This window comes from Roseovarius sp. Pro17 (genome assembly GCF_035599575.1).
Taxonomy (GTDB): Bacteria; Pseudomonadota; Alphaproteobacteria; order Rhodobacterales; family Rhodobacteraceae; genus Roseovarius.
The window spans coordinates 3,711,479-3,730,605 of sequence record NZ_CP141179.1 but is presented as its reverse complement, the minus strand read 5'-3'; the positions used below and the strand labels follow the sequence as shown (position 1 = coordinate 3,730,605).

The following is a 19,127-nucleotide window of genomic DNA, read 5'->3' as shown; positions in this document are numbered from 1 at the left end:
TGCACAAAATGTTGGTCGGTAACGCGCCCTTAAGGGCTTTCATTCACGGTCAACGCAACCGGAAGGAGGATGCATGATCGACTGGAAAAGGATCGCCGAGCTTCGCGATGAAATCGGTGCCGAGGATTTCGGCGACGTGGTCGAGCTGTTCTTGGAAGAGGTGGAGGGCGAAATCGCGCTTCTGCGTGAGGGATGCGCTGAGGATGCACTGGAATCGCGGCTGCATTTCCTGAAGGGTAGCGCGCTGAACCTAGGATTTCGCGCGTTTTCAACCTTGTGCCAAAACGGCGAGAGCGCAGCGGCAGCCGGTCAGGCCCAGCGCGTGGACCTGCCCGCGACATTGGCCAGCTTTGATGACTCGAAAACCGAGTTCATGGCGGGATTGTCCCGACTGGATAAATCGTGACGTGCAGCGCTCAGATGAGGAATTCGGCCAGCACCCGGTCGTCCGTAATGTCACGATAATCAAAACCGGCGGCGGTGAAGGCGGCCAGCAGGCGCACGAAATTCTCTTCTCGGCTGGTCTCTATCCCGATCAGGACCGAGCCGAAGTTACGTGCCGATTTCTTGAGATATTCAAACCGGGCGATATCATCGTCGGGGCCAAGCAGATTGAGAAAATCCTTCAACGCACCAGGGCGCTGGGGCATGCGAAGGATAAAGTATTTCTTGACGCCTGAATGGCGTTGCGCGCGCTCCTTTACCTCGGGCAGGCGCTCGAAATCAAAATTGCCGCCGGAAGTGACACAGACCACAGTCTTGCCGCGGATGCGGTTCCTCATGTCCTTCAGCGCATCGACAGCCAGCGCGCCTGCGGGCTCCAGCACGATGCCCTCGATGTTCAGCATCTCGATCATCGTGGTGCAAAGGCGATCCTCGTTGACAGTCACAGCCTGACCGGGGTCCAGATGGCTGAGCCGCCGAAAGGTAAGCGCTCCGATCTGCGCGACTGCCGCGCCGTCAGCAAAGTTGTTCACGTAATCCAGCCGGACGGGCGCGCCCGCCATCAGCGCCGCTTGCAGGCTGGCACCACCCTGAGGCTCGACCAAGGTGATTTCCGCGCGATCACCAATGTAGCTGGTTACACCTGCCGATAGGCCGCCGCCGCCGACAGGCATGACGATATGGTCGGGCATCCCGCCCAGATCACGCTCGATCTCGACCATGACCGATGCTTGGCCTTCGATCACGTCCTCGTCGTCGAAAGGCGACAGGAAGTGCCCGCCAGTTTGCGCGCAATAGTCCTGCGCGGCCGCCAGCGTCACGTCAAAATAATCGCCCGTCAGTTCGATCCGCACGTTGTCGCCGCCAAAGATGCGTGTCTTGCCGATTTTTTGCTGAGGGGTCGTGACGGGCATGTAAATCACGCCCTCGACTCCGAAATGCCGGCACATGAATGCAACGCCCTGCGCGTGATTTCCAGCGCTCGCGCAGACGAATGTCGGCGCATCACCGCCACGCGCCAGAACCTTGCGCATGGCATTGAACGCGCCGCGCAGCTTGTAAGAGCGCACGGGCGTCAGATCCTCCCGCTTGAGCAATATGTTAGCGTCGTAGCGCTCGGACAGATGCTCATTCCGCTGAAGCGGTGTTGCGTCGAAGACCGGGCGCATGGCTGCCTCGGCGGCTTGGGCCTTTTGCTGAAAATCACTCATGCCGATATGCCTGCCTCAAGCGAACGGGCTGTGCAAGAGGCACGCCGCCTGCGCCCGATCAGTCACTTGCGTCACCCAGCGGGCGACCGTCAATGTAATAACCATAGATCGTCGTGAGGATACTGGCGTTTAGCAGGCCCAGCGCCGCCGTCAGCATGATCGACAGGATGGCCCCGAGGACGGGGATAGATCCTGTCAGCAGAACGTCAATCACGCTGGCCAGTTTGGTTACGACCATCGAGAGGATGATGATGATCACGATGGCCCCTGCACCGGGCCGGGTAGCATCCCACGCGGCCCGGATCCCCAGCGTCTCGCCAACCGCCGCTGCCGGCAAAATTGGTGAGATCCGGTAAAACCCGTAGGCCATCAGGCCGACCCAGATCATCTGCAACACGCCGGTCAATCCGCCCAGTATCACCATAAGCACGACAAACGGAATCAAAGCCACGATGACCATCAGTATCATTTGCACCAGCCGCCACAGATAGGCGCCGATGGCGTCCCGGCGCAGCGGCGGCAGCCATCCGGAAGGATATTCGGACAACAGGATGAAGCGGTGCCAATTGACCAGCATCCAGGCCATTGCAAGCACCCAGATCAGGACTGAAATCAGCCCGGCTAGGATCATGGGCCCGCGCGCCGCCACCTCGCCACTCGCCGAATGCGACTGTGGCAGCGCAACCCCGACCACCACAAAGGCCACGGCCCCGAGGGCGGTGGGCAACAGCGCGATGCGCAGCGCTTCACGCCAATTGCGCACGACCATGCTCAGCGCATGTACGAAAATCTTCCAGCCCTGCATGCTGACATATCCTTTTTCTCAAGCCGGGCCATTCAGCACGGCGCACCGCCACGCGCAACCCCCAGCGCCTTGCCTGCCAATGCAAAACCCGCTAAGCCCCGCCCGACCCTGACAAAGGAACATGTCTCATGTCCGCGCCCAAAAAAGTCGTGCTGGCCTATTCCGGCGGCCTCGACACCTCGATCATCCTGAAATGGCTGCAAACCGAATATGGTTGCGAGGTCGTAACCTTTACCGCCGATCTGGGCCAGGGCGAAGAGCTGGAGCCGGCGCGGCAAAAAGCGATCGCCCTCGGGATCAGGCCCGAGAACATCCATATCGAGGATGTGCGCGAAGAGTTCGTGCGCGACTTCGTGTTTCCCATGTTCCGCGCCAACGCCGTCTATGAGGGTCTGTATCTGCTTGGCACGTCCATCGCGCGCCCCCTGATTTCCAAGCGTCTGGTTGAAATCGCAGAAGAGGTCGGCGCCGATGCCGTCGCGCATGGTGCGACTGGCAAAGGAAATGATCAGGTGCGGTTCGAACTGGCGGCATATGCCCTGAATCCCGACATCAAGGTTATCGCGCCGTGGCGCGAGTGGGATCTGACCAGCCGCACCAAGCTGCTGGATTTCGCTGAAAAAAATCAGATCCCAATCGCCAAGGACAAGCGCGGTGAGGCGCCGTTCAGCGTCGATGCGAACCTCTTGCATACCTCGTCCGAGGGCAAGGTGCTGGAAGATCCGGCGGAAATGGCCCCCGATTACGTTTATCAGCGCACCGTTAACCCAGAGGACGCGCCGAACGAGGCGGAATTCGTCGAAGTCGGGTTCGAGCGCGGCGATGCTGTCAGCGTAAATGGCGAGGCGATGAGCCCCGCAACCGTCCTGACCAAGCTGAACGAGCTGGGCGGCAAACACGGTGTGGGCCGTCTGGACCTCGTCGAGGGTCGCTTTGTTGGTATGAAATCGCGCGGCATCTACGAGACGCCCGGTGGCACAATTCTGCTGGAGGCGCACCGCGCGATCGAGAGCATCACGATGGATCGCGGCGCGATGCACCTCAAGGACCAGCTGATGCCCCAATACGCCGAGCTGATCTACAACGGTTTTTGGTACTCACCCGAGCGCACGATGCTGCAGGCCGCCATCGACGCCAGCCAAACGCATGTCACCGGCACCGTTCGGCTTAAGCTTTACAAAGGCAGCGCGCGCACGGTTGGCCGCTGGTCCGATCACTCGCTTTATTCTGAGGCGCATGTGACGTTTGAGGATGATGCGGGCGCCTACGATCAGAAGGACGCGGCAGGTTTCATCCAGCTGAACGCGCTGCGGCTCAAGCTGTTGGCGGCACGGGATCGTCGCCTGAAGGGTTAAATCGCAATGGGATTGGGCAGGCGCAACCCTGCCCTTTCACCGTTCTAAAAATACTCAATAGCACGGCAAAATCAGTCGCACGGCAGTCCTAACGCGGTGACCTCTTTGCAAGTATCCGCTGCAATGTCCGGCGGTGCATACTCAGCCGTCGCGCGGTTTCAGACACATTGCGATCGCACAGCTCATAGACGCGTTGGATATGTTCCCAGCGCACGCGATCGGCGCTCATCGGATTTTCAGGTGGCGGCGGCAGATCGTCCCCGGTCGCCATCAGCGCATTGGTGATATCGGTCGCATCGGCTGGCTTGGACAAATAATCGGTCGCGCCGATCTTGACCGCCGCGACGGCTGTGGCAATTGCGCCGTAGCCTGTCAGCACGACAACCCTGCTTTCGGGACGCCGCGCACGGATGACTTCGACCACGTCAAGACCGTTACCATCCTCGAGCCGTAGATCGCAGACGGCATAGGCCGGAGGCCGTGCCTCGGCGGCAGCGCGGCCCTCGGCGACGGACATCGCGGTCACCACGTCAAAGCCGCGTTTTTCCATCGCCTTGGCAAGGCGGCGCACGAAAGCCTCGTCATCGTCGACCAAGAGCAGCGAAGGGTCGTCGCCCAGATCCAGCTCGGTGTCGGCCATCACGATCCCTCCGTTTCGTCATTGTCATGCTCAACAGAGGTAGTCCGCGCCCATGCTCGCGTCAAACTTTGGCATGCCCGTCAGCTGGCGTCCAGAAAACATGCGACCTTGTCGGCCATCTGCTCACCGCCCAGATCACGACGAAAGAACTCGACAAAGCCGTGGCCGGGCAATGTCAGATAAGTGAAGGTCGAGTGATCGACGAGGTAATATTCCTCTTCGCCTTCCGCTGGTTCATGTGCCTTGTAGAAGGTGCGATAAGCCTGACTCGCCGCCTTGACCTGCTCGGGCGAGCCGGTGAGGCCCAGCATCCTCGGGTGCATGGCATCGGTGTATTCTGCGACGACCTCGGGTGTGTCGCGCTGCGGATCGATCGAGATAAAGACCGGCTTCACGATCATGCCACGCTCTTCGAGAATCTCGGTCGCCTCTGCGTTACGCACCAGGTCCAGCGGGCAGACATCTGGGCAGAACGTGTAGCCGAAATAGATCAGCGCGGGCTGGTCCAGCACTTCGGCGCTGGTCACGGTCTGTCCGGTCTCGTCGACCAGCGTGAAATCGCCACCGATGTCGCCACCACCAGCAACTGCCGTACTGCGACACTGCGCAAAATCGCCGCCGCTGCTCTGTGCAGTGATCAGGTAGATACCGCCCAGCACGGCAATCAGCGCCACCCCGGCAGCAATGGCTAAGATACGCGTCATTGGAAAATCCTTCTGGCTGGGCAAGTGAATGTCGTTGTGCCACATCTATCCCATGCCATACCGCACACAACAGGACGAATTATCGCAGATCGGCGCGGGGGCGCAGATACCGGTCGCACCGCAGGGGCGCGGCGCTTGGATTCGTCTGCGCACACTGATCCTGCTGCGCTGGTGGGCAATCGTCGGGCAGATCTCGGCGCTGATCGTGGCCGAGCGCGCTTTGGGCATCGAGGTCGAGACAGGTCTTTGCTATCTGGTCATCGGCGCGTCCATTGTCAGCAACCTGGTCGCCTCGCTGGTGTTTCCCGCGACCAAGCGCCTGAACGAGACCGAGAACCTCGCCGTTGTGCTGTTCGACCTCTTGCAACTGGGATTGCTGCTTTATCTGACTGGCGGTCTGAACAATCCATTTTCGGTGCTGATCGTCGGGCCGGTGATCGTGTCAGCGTCGTCGCTGTCGTCGCGTTCGACCCTGTTTCTGGGGATGACGGCGATCTTGATCGTGACTGCTCTGGCAAGGTTTCACCTCGATTTGCGCAGTGATGCGGGCTTTGTCATGCAGATGCCGGCGATCTTTCTCTTTGGCATGTGGGTCGCAATTGTTATCGGCATCGTGTTTCTGGGGGTCTATTCGCGTTGGATCGTCACCGAAATGCGCGCCATGTCAGGCGCATTGCAAGCCACGCAGATGGCCCTCGCGCGCGAGCAGAAGCTGACCGATCTGGGTGGTGTCATCGCCGCCGCCGCGCATGAACTGGGTACGCCCCTGGCGACGATCAAGCTGACCAGTTCCGAGCTGGCGGGCGATCTACCCGAGGGCAGCGATGCGCAGGGCGATGCGCTGCTGATCAACCAACAGGCCGACCGCTGCCGCGATATCCTGCGGTCAATGGGGCGCGCCGGTAAGGACGATCTTCACCTGCGCACTGCCCCGTTGACCGCCGTCGTCGAAGAGGCGGGCGAGCCACATGCCGAGCGTGGCAAAACGCTGTTATTTGATCATGCTCCGGTGGGTGATGCTGGCCATGCTCCACCGGTGATTCTGCGCCGCCCCGAGGTGATTCATGGGTTACGCAATCTGATCCAGAACGCCGTCGATTTCGCCGATGATCGCGTCTGGATCGAGGCGCGCTGGTCCACCACAGCAATCACTTTGCGCATCATGGATGACGGGCCCGGCTTTCCCGTGCAGCTGCTGGGCCGGATCGGCGATCCGCAGATTCTGCGCCATGCACGCGGGCCAAGCGGCACGATGCGCCGTCCGGGATATGACGGCATGGGCCTTGGCCTGTTCATAGCCAAAACCCTACTCGAAAGGTCAGGTGCCGATCTGAGTTTTGCCAATGGGTCAGACAGCTTTCGAGGCGATTCGGTCAGGCGTGAGCGGTCAGGCGCGGTGGTCGAAGTGGTCTGGCCCCGCGCCGCCCTCGAGATCGAAAGCGGCAGGACGGGCGGTGGGATGGGGCAAAACATGCCCATTAATCCCTGACAAAGTGCAAATACTCTCGGTTTATACCAACTTGACGAACAGGCTTAACGGCCTGTTAACCACCCGTCGCGCAATCTTCACTTTCTGACAGGGATTGAAGGGAACGCGCGCATGGACGCGACATCGCCGATGCTGTGGTTGCAAATGGCCCTTATTGCAGGGGCCGTTTCCTTTGCCATCCTCTGGCTGCTCGGGCGCTTTGCATCCGGTGCGCCGCGCGCCGTGGCGATGGCGCCGCCGCCCGGCGATACGGCCTGTTATCTTTTTCAGGACGATCTGATGTTCGATCACGACGCCGGCGCATTGCCTGACGCGGCGGATGACGCGATATCTTGGCACCAGCTGCGCGACTGGCTGTCGCCCCGCTTTGCCGACCTGCCGGATAGCCTGAACGATCTGAACGAAAACGCTCCGCTGCTGGCACGACCTTGCAGCGACGACGATACCGCGCGGCTGCACCTGTCGCGACGCGCAGGTAGCGCACGCGTGGCGCTAATTGATCCGCCACACGTCTGCCCTGCCGAACGCCATGAGATGCTGGTGGCCAAAGAACGAATGGACGACACTGCCGAGGCATTTGCGGGTGCGCCGCACCCGATCTGGAAGGCATCGAGCGACGGCACGATCCTGTGGCAAAACGCGGCGTGTCTCTCGGCCTTCGACCCCACCATGCATATGGGCGATAACCCCGCGCCCGAAATTGGCGAAAGCCGCACGTCCCGATTTTCGGTAGTGCCCGACGACAAAGCGCGCCCGCGCTGGTACGAGCTGCACACGACCTCCCACCGTTGGGGCGCGCTCTATCACGCGACTGATATCACCAAGGTGGTGAGCGCCGAAAAGATGCAGAAGGATTTCGTCCAGACCCTAACCAAGACATTTGCTTACCTCACCATCGGCCTCGCCGTGTTCGACCGTAACCGCAAGCTGGCGCTGTTCAATCCGGCGCTGGTGGATCTGACGTCCCTAGGGGCCGAATTCCTTAGCGGGCAGCCCGACCTGATGGCCTTTTTCGACTGTCTGCGTGATCGCCGCGTCATGCCCGAACCACGCAGTTACGCCTCGTGGCGCACACAGATCAGCGACGTGATCGACGCTGCTGAGGGCGGCCTCTATCAAGAAACATGGTCGCTGCCAAATGACGTCACCTTTCGCGTCACCGGCCGGCCCCATCCCGACGGCGCAGTTGCCTTCCTGTTCGAGGATATCTCGGCCGAGGTGATGCTGGCCCGGCGCTTTCGCTCGCAAGTGGATTTGCGGCAATCCGCGCTCGACAGCCTGCCAGAAGCGGTGATGGTGATCGGCCCGAACAACGTGCTGGCCTTTTGTAACACCGCCGCGACCGGACTTTTGGGGATCGACCCGGACACCTGCTTTGCCGACATGACCGTATCTGATCTGATGCGTGCCTGCGAGGATGCGTTGCCCGCCCCTGCTGTCTGGTCCACGGTCGAAGACAGCCTGCGCCAGCGGCAGCAGGACGGACCCCTGCGCAAGACGGTCGAGATCGCTCCGGGCCACATCCTAATTTACCGGGTCGAGGTTCTGCCCGGCGGCTCACGGATGCTGATGCTGCACAACCGTGTCGATACAACGCAAAAACCAGCGGCGCAGCTGGCGGCTGGCTGATCCCGGTTGCAGGCGGCGACGGCGCGTGTAGTGTCGCGTCATGCACAGCCTTGCAACACGCACACTCCACTCAGGCAGCCCCGATCAGACTTGCGCCGTTGCCCGGCGTCTGGGCGCACATTTGCGAGCGGGCGACGTGCTGCTGCTGCACGGTGATATCGGCGCTGGCAAGACGCATTTTGCGCGCTGCCTGATCCAGTCGCTGCTGCCCAGCCCCGAGGATGTGCCGTCACCCACCTACACGCTCGTGCAGATTTATCCGGGGCCTGCCTGCGAGATCTGGCACGCGGACCTCTATCGATTGCCGGGCCCAAATGAGGTGTTCGAGCTGGGCCTGACGGACGCATTCGATACCGCAATCTGCCTGATCGAATGGCCGGACCGACTGGGCGATCTGGCACCCTCCACGGCGCTGACAGTCTCGCTCACCCCAGGCGCCGTGTCTGATGCGCGGGTTTTGACGCTGTCTTGGAAGAGCGCCGATTGGGATGCACGGCTGAAGGAGGCACTGGATGGCTGATCGCATAACTCTGGCGCGCACGTTCCTGCAAGGGACCGACTGGGCAGGCGCAGATATCGCCATGTTGGCCGGGGACGCTTCAAACCGGCGCTACCTGCGCATCACACGCGACGGCGAAACGGCTGTGCTGATGGACGCACCCGCTGAGCGGGGCGAGGACGTGCGCCCCTTCGTCGCCATCGCCCACCACCTCACCGACATGGGCCTGAGCGCGCCGCGCATTTTGGCCAAGGACGCGAACCAAGGCTTCCTTTTGCTGGAGGATCTGGGTGATGATCTCTTTGCGCGGATCATCCCACGCCAGCCGCAGATCGAACCGCAGCTTTACCGCGCCGCAACTGACGTGCTGGTCCATCTGCACACTCATCCGCTACCTGTGGACCTGTCCACTTACGATCCGGCCATGATGGCCGACAAGGCCGCACTGGCGTTCGAGTGGTATGCGGGCGACGCCGACAGCGTACGCCGTGCGGCGGCCCATGCGGCAATCCTCGCCGCGCTGGCGAATCATGCAGATGACAGTGTTCTGATCCAGCGCGATTATCACGCCGAGAACCTGCTATGGCTGCCAGAGCGCAGCGGCGTTGCGCGCGTCGGTCTGCTGGATTTTCAGGACGCGATGCGCGGGCATCGAGCCTATGACCTCGTCTCGCTCTTGCAGGATGCGCGTCGCGATGTGCCGGCCGCCTTAGCGACGGAAATGCTTAACCATTACATTGATCGCACAGGTCAGAATGCCGCCGCCTTCAACGCCGCCTATCATGTGCTGGGCGCGCAGCGAAATCTGCGTATCTTGGGTGTTTTCGCCCGACTGTGCCTGCGGGATGGCAAGGTGCATTATGTCGATCTGATCCCGCGCGTCTGGGCGCATCTGATGCATGATCTTGCCCATCCCGCGCTGGCAAATCTGATGCCACTCATCACCGACACACTGCCCACGCCCACCGACGATTTCCTAAAGGACATGAAAAACCGATGCGCACCACCCCCGACGCACTGATGCTCTTTGCTGCCGGATTCGGCACGCGCATGGGGGCGCTGACGCAAGATCGCCCCAAGCCGCTGATTGAGGTCGCCGGACGCGCCCTGCTCGATCACGCGCTGGATATCGCGACCGGCGCAGACGTGCCGCGCATCGTGGTTAATACGCACTACATGGCCGAGCAGATTGCCGCGCATTTGGCCGGTCGCAGCGTCGCTGTTTCGCACGAGACGCCCGATATCCTCGACACTGGCGGCGGGCTGCGTGCGGCGCTGCCGCTGCTGGGGGCTTCGCCGGTCTTCACCATGAATACAGATGCCGTCTGGCGCGGGCCAAACCCGCTGAAACTACTGGCCGAAGCGTGGAGCGAGGATGTGGACGCGCTGCTGCTCTGTTTGCCGCCCGCTCAGGCTATCGGCCATATCGGCAAGGGCGATTTTGTGCTGGACGCGTCAGGGTGTGCTACGCGCGGCCAAGGGCTGGTTTATACCGGCGCGCAAATCATCCGCACCGAAGCGTTGAAGGACATGCCCGAAGGCGCATTTTCGCTGAATGTCGTCTGGGACAAGCTGCTAAAGAAGGGTCGGCTTTTTGGCACGACCTATCCCGGCAAATGGTGCGACGTCGGCCATCCCGGCGGCATCACATTAGCCGAAGACATGCTGGAGAACAGCGATGTTTGAACAGCAGGATCGCCCTCGCGTCTTTGGCCTGCCGCCCGGTGTCGACTTTCCGGCTGCACTGATTGACGGCATGGTCGCGCGGCTCAAGGACCAGCCACCCGAAGCGCTGGGCCGCGTGCATCTGATCGTCAACACGCGGCGCATGGCGCGGCGCATTCAGTCGATACTGTCGCAAGGACCCGCGCGTCTCATGCCACGCATTTCGCTGGTTGGCGAGTTGGGCCAGGACTGGACCATGGCCGATATCGCGCCGCCTGCGCCGCCCCTGCGCCGGCGACTGGAGCTGATCCAGCTGATCTCGTCCCTTTTGGACAGCCAACCGGACCTTGCACCGCGCACAGCGCTCTACGATCTGGCCAGCAGCCTTGCGACTCTGATGGACGAGATGGAGGGCGAGGGCGTATCACCGGATGTCGTCGACCGGCTCGATATCAGTGACCAATCCGGCCATTGGGAACGCATCCGCGCATTTCTGAACATCGTGCGCCACTTTACCGATGGGCGCGGCGCGCCGGGTACTGAGGCGCGTCAACGGCAGGTCGTTGAGCGGATGATCCAGCGCTGGCAGGATGCGCCGCCTGAGCATCCGGTGCTGCTGGCAGGCTCGACTGGATCGCGCGGCACGACGCAAATGCTGATGCAGGCGGTGGCAAAATTGCCGCAAGGCGCGGTGATCCTGCCCGGCTATGATTTTGATACACCGGATCACGTCTGGGCCTCGATGGGCGACGCGATGCTGAGCGAAGATCATCCGCAGTATCGGTTTCAGGCGCTTCGCAAGGCACTCGACCTCGGTGAGGTGCCACGGTGGACAAGGGCGCAACCACCCAGCCAGGCGCGTGCGCGACTGGTCTCGCTGGCGCTGCGTCCCGCGCCTATTACCGATCAATGGCTGGACGAAGGGCCAAAGCTAAAGGGAATTCCCGAGGCGATGGAGGGCGTCACCCTAATCGAGGCACCATCGCACCGCATTGAGGCGCTGGTCATCGCCATGCGCCTGCGCGAGGCGGCCGAAACTGGCCAGACCGCTGCGCTGATTACGCCCGACCGCAGTCTGACCCGCCGCGTTGCTGCTGCGCTGGATCGCTGGGGCATCATTCCCGACGACAGCGCCGGCATCCCGCTGCATCTGTCGCCTCCGGGCCGGTTTTTGCGTCATGTTGCCGAGCTGGCATTGGGGCCCCTGACCGCCGAGGCGCTTCTGACCCTGCTCAAGCATCCTTTGACCCATACTGGCGGCGAACGCGGCACACATCTGCGCCTGACGCGCGAGTTGGAGTTGCATCTGCGCCGGCATGGCCCGCCATTTCCACAGGCCGACGACATCGCCAAATGGGCCGCCAAGCAGACCGAGCCTATGGCGAAAGATTGGGCTGACTGGATCGGTCGCTACCTGACGGCGCAGGACGCGCCCGACGCAATCGCGCTGGACGTGCGCGTCGACAGCCATCTGAGAGCCGCCGAGGCGATCGCGCAAGGCTGTACTGACGAACGCATCAGCGAGCTATGGCAGAAGGATGCGGGCAAGCCTGCGCGCGAAATCTGCGAGCTGCTCCACGATGAGGCCCAGCATGGCGGCGACATGACCGCCACCGACTACGCCGCGCTCTTTGCCGCCATCCTGCGCAGCGGGCAGGTGCGCAGCGCCGCACAGCCCCATTCGGGCGTCCTCATCTGGGGCACGCTCGAGGCGCGCGTTCAGGGGGCCGACATGCTGATCCTTGCGGGTCTGAACGAAGGCAGTTGGCCCGAATCCCAATCGCCTGACCCTTGGCTGAACCGCGCATTGCGCCATCAGGCGGGGCTTCTCTTGCCCGAGCGGCGGATTGGCCTTGCTGCGCATGATTTCCAACAGGCGGTGCTGGCAGGCGAGGTCTGGCTGACCCGCAGCCTGCGCTCGGACGAGAGTGAGACTGTCGTGTCGCGATGGCTGAACCGGATGCAGAATCTGCTGTCGGGCCTGCCCCAGCAAGGCGGTGATGATGCGCTGTGCGCGATGCGCCAGCGTGGGCAAGAGTGGCTGAACCGTGCCGCGCAGTTAGAGGCGGTGACGCCAGTTGCACCCGCGCCCCGTCCCGCACCCAGCCCGCCCTTGGACGCGAGACCAAACCGCCTTTCAGTGACTGAAATTAAGCGGCTGATACGCGATCCCTATGCGATCTACGCCAAGCATGTCTTGGGCCTGCGCCCCCTTGACCCCCTGATGCGCGCGCCCGATGCGTTGCTACGCGGTATCGTCCTGCACGAGGTGCTGGAACGTTTCGTCAGGGACAGCGTGACTGCGCCCGAACTGCTGACGCGCGACGCGCTCATGACCCTCGCCGAAGAGGTTCTGACCCGCGAGGTGCCATGGGCCGAGGCGCGCGCGCTGTGGCTGGCCCGATTAGAGCGTGTCGCCGATTGGTTCATCGAGACTGAACAGGCCCGGCGCGTTCTGGCCACGCCCATCGCCTTCGAGGCGCGCGGGCAGGCACAGATGGCCGATCTCGGCTTTACCCTCGTTGCGCATGCAGACCGCATCGACATCGACGAACACGGATTCCTGCACATTTACGACTACAAGACCGGCAAGCCACCGTCGACCAAAGAACAGACCCATTTCGACAAGCAGCTTCTGCTGGAGGCTGCCATCGCCCAGCGCGCCGGTTTTGGCGACTTCGCCCCATCCGAGGTGGCGCGCGCCGTCTATATCGGCCTTGGCGCCGCGCCCGACGAAGTCCTGGCCCCACTGAAGGACGAACCAGCGGACAAGGTTTGGCAAGGTCTGCACGATTTGATCACCGCTTACCGCGATCTGCGACAGGGGTATGTCGCCCGCCGCGCAACGCATGGCAAAAAAGACGCTGGCGATTACGATCAGCTGGCCCGGTTCGGCGAATGGGACATCACCGACGATGCCACCCCACAGGAGGTGACGTGATGCAGCACGACGATGCAACATTGCGCCAGATCGCGGCGGCGCGACCGGACCGCTCGACATGGCTGAGCGCGAATGCCGGATCGGGCAAGACGCGGGTTCTGACCGATAGGGTCGCACGGCTGCTGCTGGATGGTGTCGATCCGCAGCATATCCTCTGCCTGACCTATACCAAGGCCGCTGCCAGCGAGATGCAGAACCGTCTGTTCGCCCGGCTGGGTGAGTGGGCAATGCTGGACAGCGCCAAACTGGTCAGCGAGCTGCGCCAACTGGGGATTGAGGGCGTGCTGGACGACACTGCGCTGCGCGATGCCCGTCGTCTGTTCGCCCGCGCAATCGAGGCGCCCGGCGGGCTGAAAATCCAGACGATCCACTCGTTCTGTGCGTCCCTCCTGCGGCGCTTCCCGCTTGAGGCCGGCGTCAGTCCGCAGTTCGTCGAAATGGAAGAGCGAACAGCCAAACTGCTGCGCGCCGAAATCGTCGAACAGATTGCGGCAGGCCCGCACGCCGCCAAGCTGACCGCGCTGGCGCGCCACCATACCGGCGAGACGCTGGACGAGCTGACGCAGGAAATCGCCAGCCGCGCACCAATGTTCGAGCGGCCCTGGACCGAAGCGGGTATGGCAAATGCGCTGGGCCTGTGGCCGGATGTGACGCGCGCCAGCCTTGAGGCGGATGTGTTTGTTGGCGGCGAAACGGCGCTTTTAGGTCAATTAGTGACTGCATTGACGGCTGGTGGCCCAATGGATAACAGAGCAGCAGACAAGCTGCGCCGCATCTCTTCGCTGGGTTTCGACGCCCTGGCGATCCTCGAAAGCGCCTTCTTGACCGGACCCGGCAGCAAGGCGCCCTTCACGGTATCCAGCCGGTTTCCAACGAAACCGACACGCGCCGCGCTAGGCCAGACGGTGGACCTGATTGACGCATGGATGCAGCGCGTCGAGGATGCCCGCCCCAAGCGCTTGGCACTGCAAGCAACGCAGCTGAGCGTTGCGCTTCAAGATTTCGCGCAAGTATTCCTGCCCGCCTATGCTAAGGCCAAGCAGTTGCGCGGCTGGCTGGATTTCGACGATCTGATCGTGCGCGCCCGCGCGTTGCTGACCCGCTCGGACGTGGCGGCTTGGGTGCTGTTCCGGCTCGATGGCGGGATCGATCATATTCTGGTCGACGAGGCACAAGATACCAGCCCGGTGCAATGGCAGGTGATTGACCGCCTCGCGCAGGAATTCACCGCAGGGATGGGAGCGCGACCCGATGTGCAGCGCACGATCTTTGTAGTCGGGGACAAGAAGCAGTCGATCTATTCGTTCCAAGGCGCCGATCCGCGCGAGTTTGACCGGATGCAGCGCGACTTTGCCGAGCGTCTGGATGCCGCTGGAACACCGCTGCAAAGTCAGCGGCTGGAACACTCGTTCCGCTCGTCCAGTGCGATACTGGACGTGGTCGATGCCACCTTTCGAGGACTCGAAGATTCGGGCTTTACCCCGGATCAGAGCCACATTTCCTTCCGGCCCGATATGCCGGGCCGCGTCGATCTGTGGCCTGTGAACCCCGAGCTTGAGACGCCCGAGACGCCGCCATGGCACTTGCCCGTCGACGTCAAGGCTCAGGACGATCCCAGCGTCGTCCTGGCCGCGCAGATCGCCGACACGATCGCGCATATGATCGGGTCGGGTCAGCCAATCCCGGACAAAGATGGGATGCGTCCTGTTCACGCGGGCGACTTCCTGATCCTCGTGCAATCGCGCAGCGACATCTTTCACGAGATCATCAGCGCCTGCAAAACCCGCGATCTGCCCATCGCGGGCGCCGACCGGATGAAGGTCGCCGCCGAGTTGGCGGTCAAAGATCTGGCAGCGGTCCTGTCGTTTCTGTCGACTCCCGAGGACGATCTATCATTGGCAATCGCCCTGCGCTCGCCATTGTTGGGCTGGGATGAGGCGCAGCTATACGATCTGGCGCAGGGGCGCGGGCGAAAATACCTTTGGGAGGTGTTGCGCAATCGGGCATCGGAATTTCCCGCCACGATGGAGATTCTGGATGATTTGCGCGGGCAGGCGGACTACCTGCGCCCCTATGATCTGATCGAGCGGATCCTGACGCGCCATGACGGGCGACGCCGCATTCTGGCCCGGCTCGGGGCCGAGGCCGAGGATGGCATCGACGCGCTCTTGTCTCAGGCGCTGGCCTATGAGCAGAAGGCGGTCGATAGCCTCACCGGCTTTCTGGTCTGGCTGGAAACCGACGACCTCGAGATCAAGCGCCAGATGGATGCGGCTGGCGACCGCATCCGCGTGATGACCGTGCATGGCGCCAAGGGGCTGGAAGCGCCGATCGTGATCCTGCCCGAGACGGGCAAGCGCAAGAATGACGTGCGCGCGCAAGTGCTGGACGTGGGCGGAGTGCCCCTGTGGCGGGCCAAGTCCGGCGTGATGCCCGACGCGCAAAGCAATGTGATCGACCGGATCAAAGTAGCTCAGAGCGCCGAGCGTGATCGCCTGCTCTATGTCGCGATGACCCGCGCCGAAAAGTGGCTGATCGTCGCCTCTGCCAAGGATCCGGGCGACAAGGGCGAAAGCTGGTATGAGAAAATCAACGCTGGCCTGACGCGCATGGGCGCGCTGCCGCACAGGGTTAACGGCGGTGATGGACTGCGACTGGAACGGGGCGACTGGACATCCGCCACATTGACCAAGCCGCCGCAAGAGGTGCAGCAAATCGCCCCCCTCGCCCCGTTTTTCCACAGACAGGCCCCCATTCAGGTCGACGCGCCCGCTCCGCTCAGCCCCTCGGACCTAGGCGGCGCCAAGGCGCTGCCCGGCGATCCCGGTCAGGACGAGGATGCGGCCAAGCTGCGCGGCAGCCAAATCCATGCGCTGCTCGAATTCCTGCCCACCCTGCCCGAAGCCGACTGGCACGCCGCCGCCGCGCGCATCCTGCCCCTAGCGCTCGATCTGGATGAGTTGCTGGCTGAGGCGGCGAATACCATATTGGCCGCGCCGCTGGCGCCGCTTTGGGGCGCAGGCGCGCTTCCTGAGGTGGGTATCACCGCCGATCTGCCAGAGCTTGGCCGTCTTTATGGTGTGATCGACCGGCTAATTCTGACTGACGGTGCCGCCCTGATCGTCGATTTCAAATCAAACGCGGTGGTACCCGACACGCTGGACGCCTGCCCCGAGGGCCTGCTGCGTCAAATGGGTGCCTATGCCGCGATGGCCGCGCAGGTCTATCCGGATCGGCGCATTGATACGGCGATCCTGTGGACCCGCACCGCCACCCTTATGGCGCTGCCGCACGATCTTGTGTCAACTGCGCTGGGGCGTGCTGCTGCAACTTGACCTCTGCGGTCACGCTACTTAGGTATTCTGGGAACCCAAACGCAGGAGAATGCAATGGCAACCGTAGCCGTCACAGACGAGACGTTCGACGCCGAAGTGAAGAATTCCGACATCCCCGTCGTGGTGGATTTCTGGGCAGAATGGTGCGGACCCTGCAAGCAGATCGGCCCGGCTCTGGAAGAAATCTCCAGCGAAATGGAGGGCAAGGTCAAGGTGGTCAAGGTCGACATCGACAGCAATCAGAGCATGGCAACCAGTCTGGGTGTGCGCGGGATCCCAGCGCTATTCATCTTTAAGGACGGCGAAGTGGTTTCAAACCTCTCGGGCGCCAAGCCTAAGGCCGCGCTGCAAAAATGGATCGAAGACGCGATCTGAGGCCGCTGGCCGCTGAATGTATCAGAGGGCGCCCCATCCGGCGCCCTTTTTGCTGGCGCCGCGAAAACTTGCGCTTAGGCGGCAGCGCTTCCATATAGGCGCAAAGACACGAGGAGCGACGAGCATGGCAAGCGATCAATTCCCCGGCTGGCACGGCACCACCATCATCGGTGTGCGCAAGGGAGGCGAGGTGGTAATCGCGGGCGACGGTCAGGTCAGTCTGGGCCAGACCGTGATCAAAGGCACTGCGCGCAAGGTGCGCCGCCTTAGCCCCGGCGGCTTTGACGTGGTCGCAGGCTTTGCCGGGTCCACCGCCGATGCCTTTACCCTGCTTGAGCGGCTGGAATCCAAGCTGGAGGCGACCCCCGGACAACTCCAGCGCGCCAGCGTCGAACTGGCCAAGGATTGGCGCACAGATAAATACCTGCAAAAACTGGAGGCTATGCTGATTGTCACCGATGGCAGCGATCTGCTGGTCATCACGGGTGCAGGCGACGTGCTAGAGCCCGAGCACGACGTGACGGCGATCGGATCGGGTGGCAATTACGCCCTCGCCGCCGCGCGCGCCATGATGGACACGGACCGGGATGCCGAGGCAATCGCGCGCGCCGCCATGGCTATTGCCGCCGACATATGTGTCTACACCAATGGCAACCTGACGGTTGAGACGATCAGCAAGTAAGCCGTCGAAAGGATCCCTATGACCGACCTCACCCCCCGCGAAATCGTCAGCGAGTTGGATCGCTTTATCATTGGGCAAAAGGACGCCAAGCGTGCCGTCGCCGTCGCACTGCGTAGCCGGTGGCGGCGCAGGCAGCTAAGCGCAGATCTTCGCGATGAGGTTTATCCCAAGAACATCCTGATGATCGGCCCCACCGGCGTCGGCAAGACCGAGATCAGCCGCCGCCTCGCGAAACTTGCCCGCGCGCCCTTTATCAAGATTGAGGCGACGAAATTCACCGAGGTCGGCTATGTCGGCCGCGACGTCGAGCAGATCATTCGCGATCTGATGGATAGCGCCGTCGCCATGATCCGCGAGCAGATGCGCGAGGATGTCACCGCTGCCGCCCGCACCGCCGCCGAGGAACGCGTCATCACCGCCATCGCCGGCGAGGATGCCCGCGAAGGAACGCGCGACTTGTTCCGCAAGAAGCTGAAATCAGGCGAGCTGGACGATACGATCATCGAACTCGACGTCGCCGACAACTCGAACCCGATGGGAATGATGGACATTCCCGGCCAGCCCGGAGGCGGTCAGATGGGGATGATGAACCTCGGCGATATCTTCGGCAAGGCGTTCGGCGGGCGCACGGTAAAGCGCAAGACGACCGTCGCCGACAGCTACGATATTTTGATCGGCGAAGAGGCCGACAAGCTATTGGACGACGAAACAGTCAACCGCGCCGCGCTGGAAGCGGTCGAGCAGAACGGCATCGTTTTCCTCGACGAGATCGACAAGGTCTGCGCGCGAAACGACGCCCGCGGCGGCGAGGTCAGCCGCGAGGGCGTTCAGCGCGACCTGCTGCCACTGATCGAAGGCACCAGCGTCAGCACCAAATACGGCGCCGTGAAAACCGATCACATCCTTTTCATCGCATCGGGCGCGTTCCACATCGCCAAGCCGTCGGACCTGCTGCCCGAACTTCAGGGTCGCCTGCCCATCCGGGTCGAACTGCGCGCGCTGACCGAAGAGGATTTCGTGCGCATCCTGACGGAAACCGACAACGCCCTGACACGTCAATACACTGCCCTGATGGGCACCGAAGAGGTGACCGTCGACTTTACCGAAGACGGCATCAGGGCCCTCGCGCATATCGCCGCCGAGGTGAATTCATCGGTCGAAAACATTGGCGCGCGGCGCCTTTATACGGTGATGGAGCGGGTGTTTGAGGAGCTCAGCTTCAACGCGCCAGATCGTGCGGGTGAGGCTGTGACCGTAGATCAGGCCTTTGTTGACAAGAACCTGGGCGAACTGGTGAAATCCACCGATCTGTCGCGCTACGTGCTATAAACCGGCGCAAGGTCGGAATTGGGT

At 62.4% G+C, this 19,127-nt stretch carries 16 protein-coding genes; 12 read left to right on the top strand and 4 right to left on the bottom strand.

Annotation, left to right across the window (positions count from 1 at the left end; all coding sequences use genetic code 11):
- Positions 1-73 precede the first annotated feature (73 nt).
- Positions 74-406 carry an Hpt domain-containing protein gene (locus U3654_RS18025; protein WP_324752909.1) on the top strand — a complete coding sequence of 111 codons (333 nt, stop codon included), beginning with the start codon at positions 74-76 and terminating at the stop codon, positions 404-406.
- A gap of 10 nt (positions 407-416) precedes the next feature.
- Here U3654_RS18025 and ilvA read toward each other — a convergent pair whose 3' ends face one another.
- Together ilvA and U3654_RS18015 are read right to left on the bottom strand one after the other, a co-directional pair.
- Entirely contained in the window at positions 417-1,655 is a 1,239-nt protein-coding gene (gene ilvA, locus U3654_RS18020) for a threonine ammonia-lyase IlvA (RefSeq protein WP_324752908.1), read from the bottom strand.
- A gap of 58 nt (positions 1,656-1,713) precedes the next feature.
- Positions 1,714-2,460, bottom strand: coding sequence for a hypothetical protein (locus tag U3654_RS18015; protein ID WP_324752907.1), 747 nt, complete (start codon positions 2,458-2,460; stop codon positions 1,714-1,716).
- Positions 2,461-2,588: 128 nt separating this feature from the next.
- Here U3654_RS18015 and U3654_RS18010 point away from each other — a divergent pair, with 128 nt between their 5' ends.
- On the top strand, positions 2,589-3,815 hold the full coding sequence (locus tag U3654_RS18010) for an argininosuccinate synthase (protein WP_324752906.1): 1,227 nt from the start codon (positions 2,589-2,591) through the stop codon (positions 3,813-3,815).
- Positions 3,816-3,903: 88 nt separating this feature from the next.
- Here the strand turns inward: U3654_RS18010 and U3654_RS18005 are convergent, their stop codons facing one another.
- Positions 3,904-4,455 (bottom strand): ActR/PrrA/RegA family redox response regulator transcription factor, encoded by a 552-nt coding sequence (locus U3654_RS18005; protein WP_324752905.1) that lies wholly within the window; start codon positions 4,453-4,455, stop codon positions 3,904-3,906.
- 80 nt (positions 4,456-4,535) lie between these two features.
- Positions 4,536-5,159, bottom strand: a complete 624-nt coding sequence (locus U3654_RS18000; RefSeq protein ID WP_324752904.1) for an SCO family protein — start codon at positions 5,157-5,159, stop codon at positions 4,536-4,538.
- 52 nt (positions 5,160-5,211) lie between these two features.
- Between U3654_RS18000 and regB the strand changes: the two genes are divergently transcribed.
- The 10 genes from regB to hslU all read left to right on the top strand — a co-directional run bounded on the left by regB (position 5,212) and on the right by hslU (position 19,103).
- A complete protein-coding gene (gene regB / locus U3654_RS17995) occupies positions 5,212-6,648 on the top strand; it encodes a sensor histidine kinase RegB (RefSeq protein WP_324752903.1) in 1,437 nt (478 codons plus the stop codon).
- Between the two features lie 111 nt (positions 6,649-6,759).
- Positions 6,760-8,277, top strand: a complete 1,518-nt coding sequence (locus tag U3654_RS17990; RefSeq protein WP_324752902.1) for a PAS-domain containing protein — start codon at positions 6,760-6,762, stop codon at positions 8,275-8,277.
- A gap of 40 nt (positions 8,278-8,317) precedes the next feature.
- Positions 8,318-8,797 (top strand): tRNA (adenosine(37)-N6)-threonylcarbamoyltransferase complex ATPase subunit type 1 TsaE, encoded by a 480-nt coding sequence (tsaE, locus tag U3654_RS17985; RefSeq protein WP_324752901.1) that lies wholly within the window; start codon positions 8,318-8,320, stop codon positions 8,795-8,797.
- The gene (locus tag U3654_RS17980) at positions 8,790-9,797 is read left to right on the top strand and encodes an aminoglycoside phosphotransferase family protein (protein WP_324752900.1); all 1,008 of its coding nucleotides are present in this window, start codon (positions 8,790-8,792) and stop codon (positions 9,795-9,797) included. The genes tsaE and U3654_RS17980 overlap by 8 nt, the downstream gene beginning before the upstream one ends.
- Positions 9,773-10,462, top strand: a complete 690-nt coding sequence (locus tag U3654_RS17975; RefSeq protein ID WP_324752899.1) for a nucleotidyltransferase family protein — start codon at positions 9,773-9,775, stop codon at positions 10,460-10,462. The genes U3654_RS17980 and U3654_RS17975 overlap by 25 nt, the downstream gene beginning before the upstream one ends.
- Positions 10,455-13,382, top strand: a complete 2,928-nt coding sequence (addB, locus tag U3654_RS17970; protein WP_324752898.1) for a double-strand break repair protein AddB — start codon at positions 10,455-10,457, stop codon at positions 13,380-13,382. Before U3654_RS17975 ends, addB begins: the two co-directional genes overlap by 8 nt.
- Positions 13,382-16,717, top strand: a complete 3,336-nt coding sequence (gene addA, locus U3654_RS17965) for a double-strand break repair helicase AddA (protein WP_324752897.1) — start codon at positions 13,382-13,384, stop codon at positions 16,715-16,717. Before addB ends, addA begins: the two co-directional genes overlap by 1 nt.
- 27 nt (positions 16,718-16,744) lie before the next feature.
- Positions 16,745-17,092: a thioredoxin gene (trxA, locus tag U3654_RS17960; RefSeq protein ID WP_416384604.1), complete on the top strand. Its 348-nt coding sequence runs from the start codon at positions 16,745-16,747 to the stop codon at positions 17,090-17,092.
- Between the two features lie 124 nt (positions 17,093-17,216).
- Positions 17,217-17,774: an ATP-dependent protease subunit HslV gene (gene hslV, locus U3654_RS17955; protein ID WP_324752895.1), complete on the top strand. Its 558-nt coding sequence runs from the start codon at positions 17,217-17,219 to the stop codon at positions 17,772-17,774.
- An 18-nt stretch (positions 17,775-17,792) separates the two neighbouring features.
- Positions 17,793-19,103, top strand: coding sequence for an ATP-dependent protease ATPase subunit HslU (gene hslU / locus U3654_RS17950; RefSeq protein WP_324752894.1), 1,311 nt, complete (start codon positions 17,793-17,795; stop codon positions 19,101-19,103).
- Positions 19,104-19,127: the final 24 nt, after the last annotated feature.

What these genes read in the sequence shown, in the direction of transcription:
- U3654_RS18025 (WP_324752909.1), top strand. Translation starts at nt 74, where the DNA reads ATGATCGACTGGAAAAGGATCGCCGAGCTTCGCGATGAAATCGGTGCC.
- ilvA (WP_324752908.1), bottom strand. Translation starts at nt 1,655, where the DNA reads ATGAGTGATTTTCAGCAAAAGGCCCAAGCCGCCGAGGCAGCCATGCGC.
- U3654_RS18015 (WP_324752907.1), bottom strand. Translation starts at nt 2,460, where the DNA reads ATGCAGGGCTGGAAGATTTTCGTACATGCGCTGAGCATGGTCGTGCGC.
- U3654_RS18010 (WP_324752906.1), top strand. Translation starts at nt 2,589, where the DNA reads ATGTCCGCGCCCAAAAAAGTCGTGCTGGCCTATTCCGGCGGCCTCGAC.
- U3654_RS18005 (WP_324752905.1), bottom strand. Translation starts at nt 4,455, where the DNA reads ATGGCCGACACCGAGCTGGATCTGGGCGACGACCCTTCGCTGCTCTTG.
- U3654_RS18000 (WP_324752904.1), bottom strand. Translation starts at nt 5,159, where the DNA reads ATGACGCGTATCTTAGCCATTGCTGCCGGGGTGGCGCTGATTGCCGTG.
- regB (WP_324752903.1), top strand. Translation starts at nt 5,212, where the DNA reads ATGCCATACCGCACACAACAGGACGAATTATCGCAGATCGGCGCGGGG.
- U3654_RS17990 (WP_324752902.1), top strand. Translation starts at nt 6,760, where the DNA reads ATGGACGCGACATCGCCGATGCTGTGGTTGCAAATGGCCCTTATTGCA.
- tsaE (WP_324752901.1), top strand. Translation starts at nt 8,318, where the DNA reads ATGCACAGCCTTGCAACACGCACACTCCACTCAGGCAGCCCCGATCAG.
- U3654_RS17980 (WP_324752900.1), top strand. Translation starts at nt 8,790, where the DNA reads ATGGCTGATCGCATAACTCTGGCGCGCACGTTCCTGCAAGGGACCGAC.
- U3654_RS17975 (WP_324752899.1), top strand. Translation starts at nt 9,773, where the DNA reads ATGCGCACCACCCCCGACGCACTGATGCTCTTTGCTGCCGGATTCGGC.
- addB (WP_324752898.1), top strand. Translation starts at nt 10,455, where the DNA reads ATGTTTGAACAGCAGGATCGCCCTCGCGTCTTTGGCCTGCCGCCCGGT.
- addA (WP_324752897.1), top strand. Translation starts at nt 13,382, where the DNA reads ATGCAGCACGACGATGCAACATTGCGCCAGATCGCGGCGGCGCGACCG.
- hslV (WP_324752895.1), top strand. Translation starts at nt 17,217, where the DNA reads ATGGCAAGCGATCAATTCCCCGGCTGGCACGGCACCACCATCATCGGT.
- hslU (WP_324752894.1), top strand. Translation starts at nt 17,793, where the DNA reads ATGACCGACCTCACCCCCCGCGAAATCGTCAGCGAGTTGGATCGCTTT.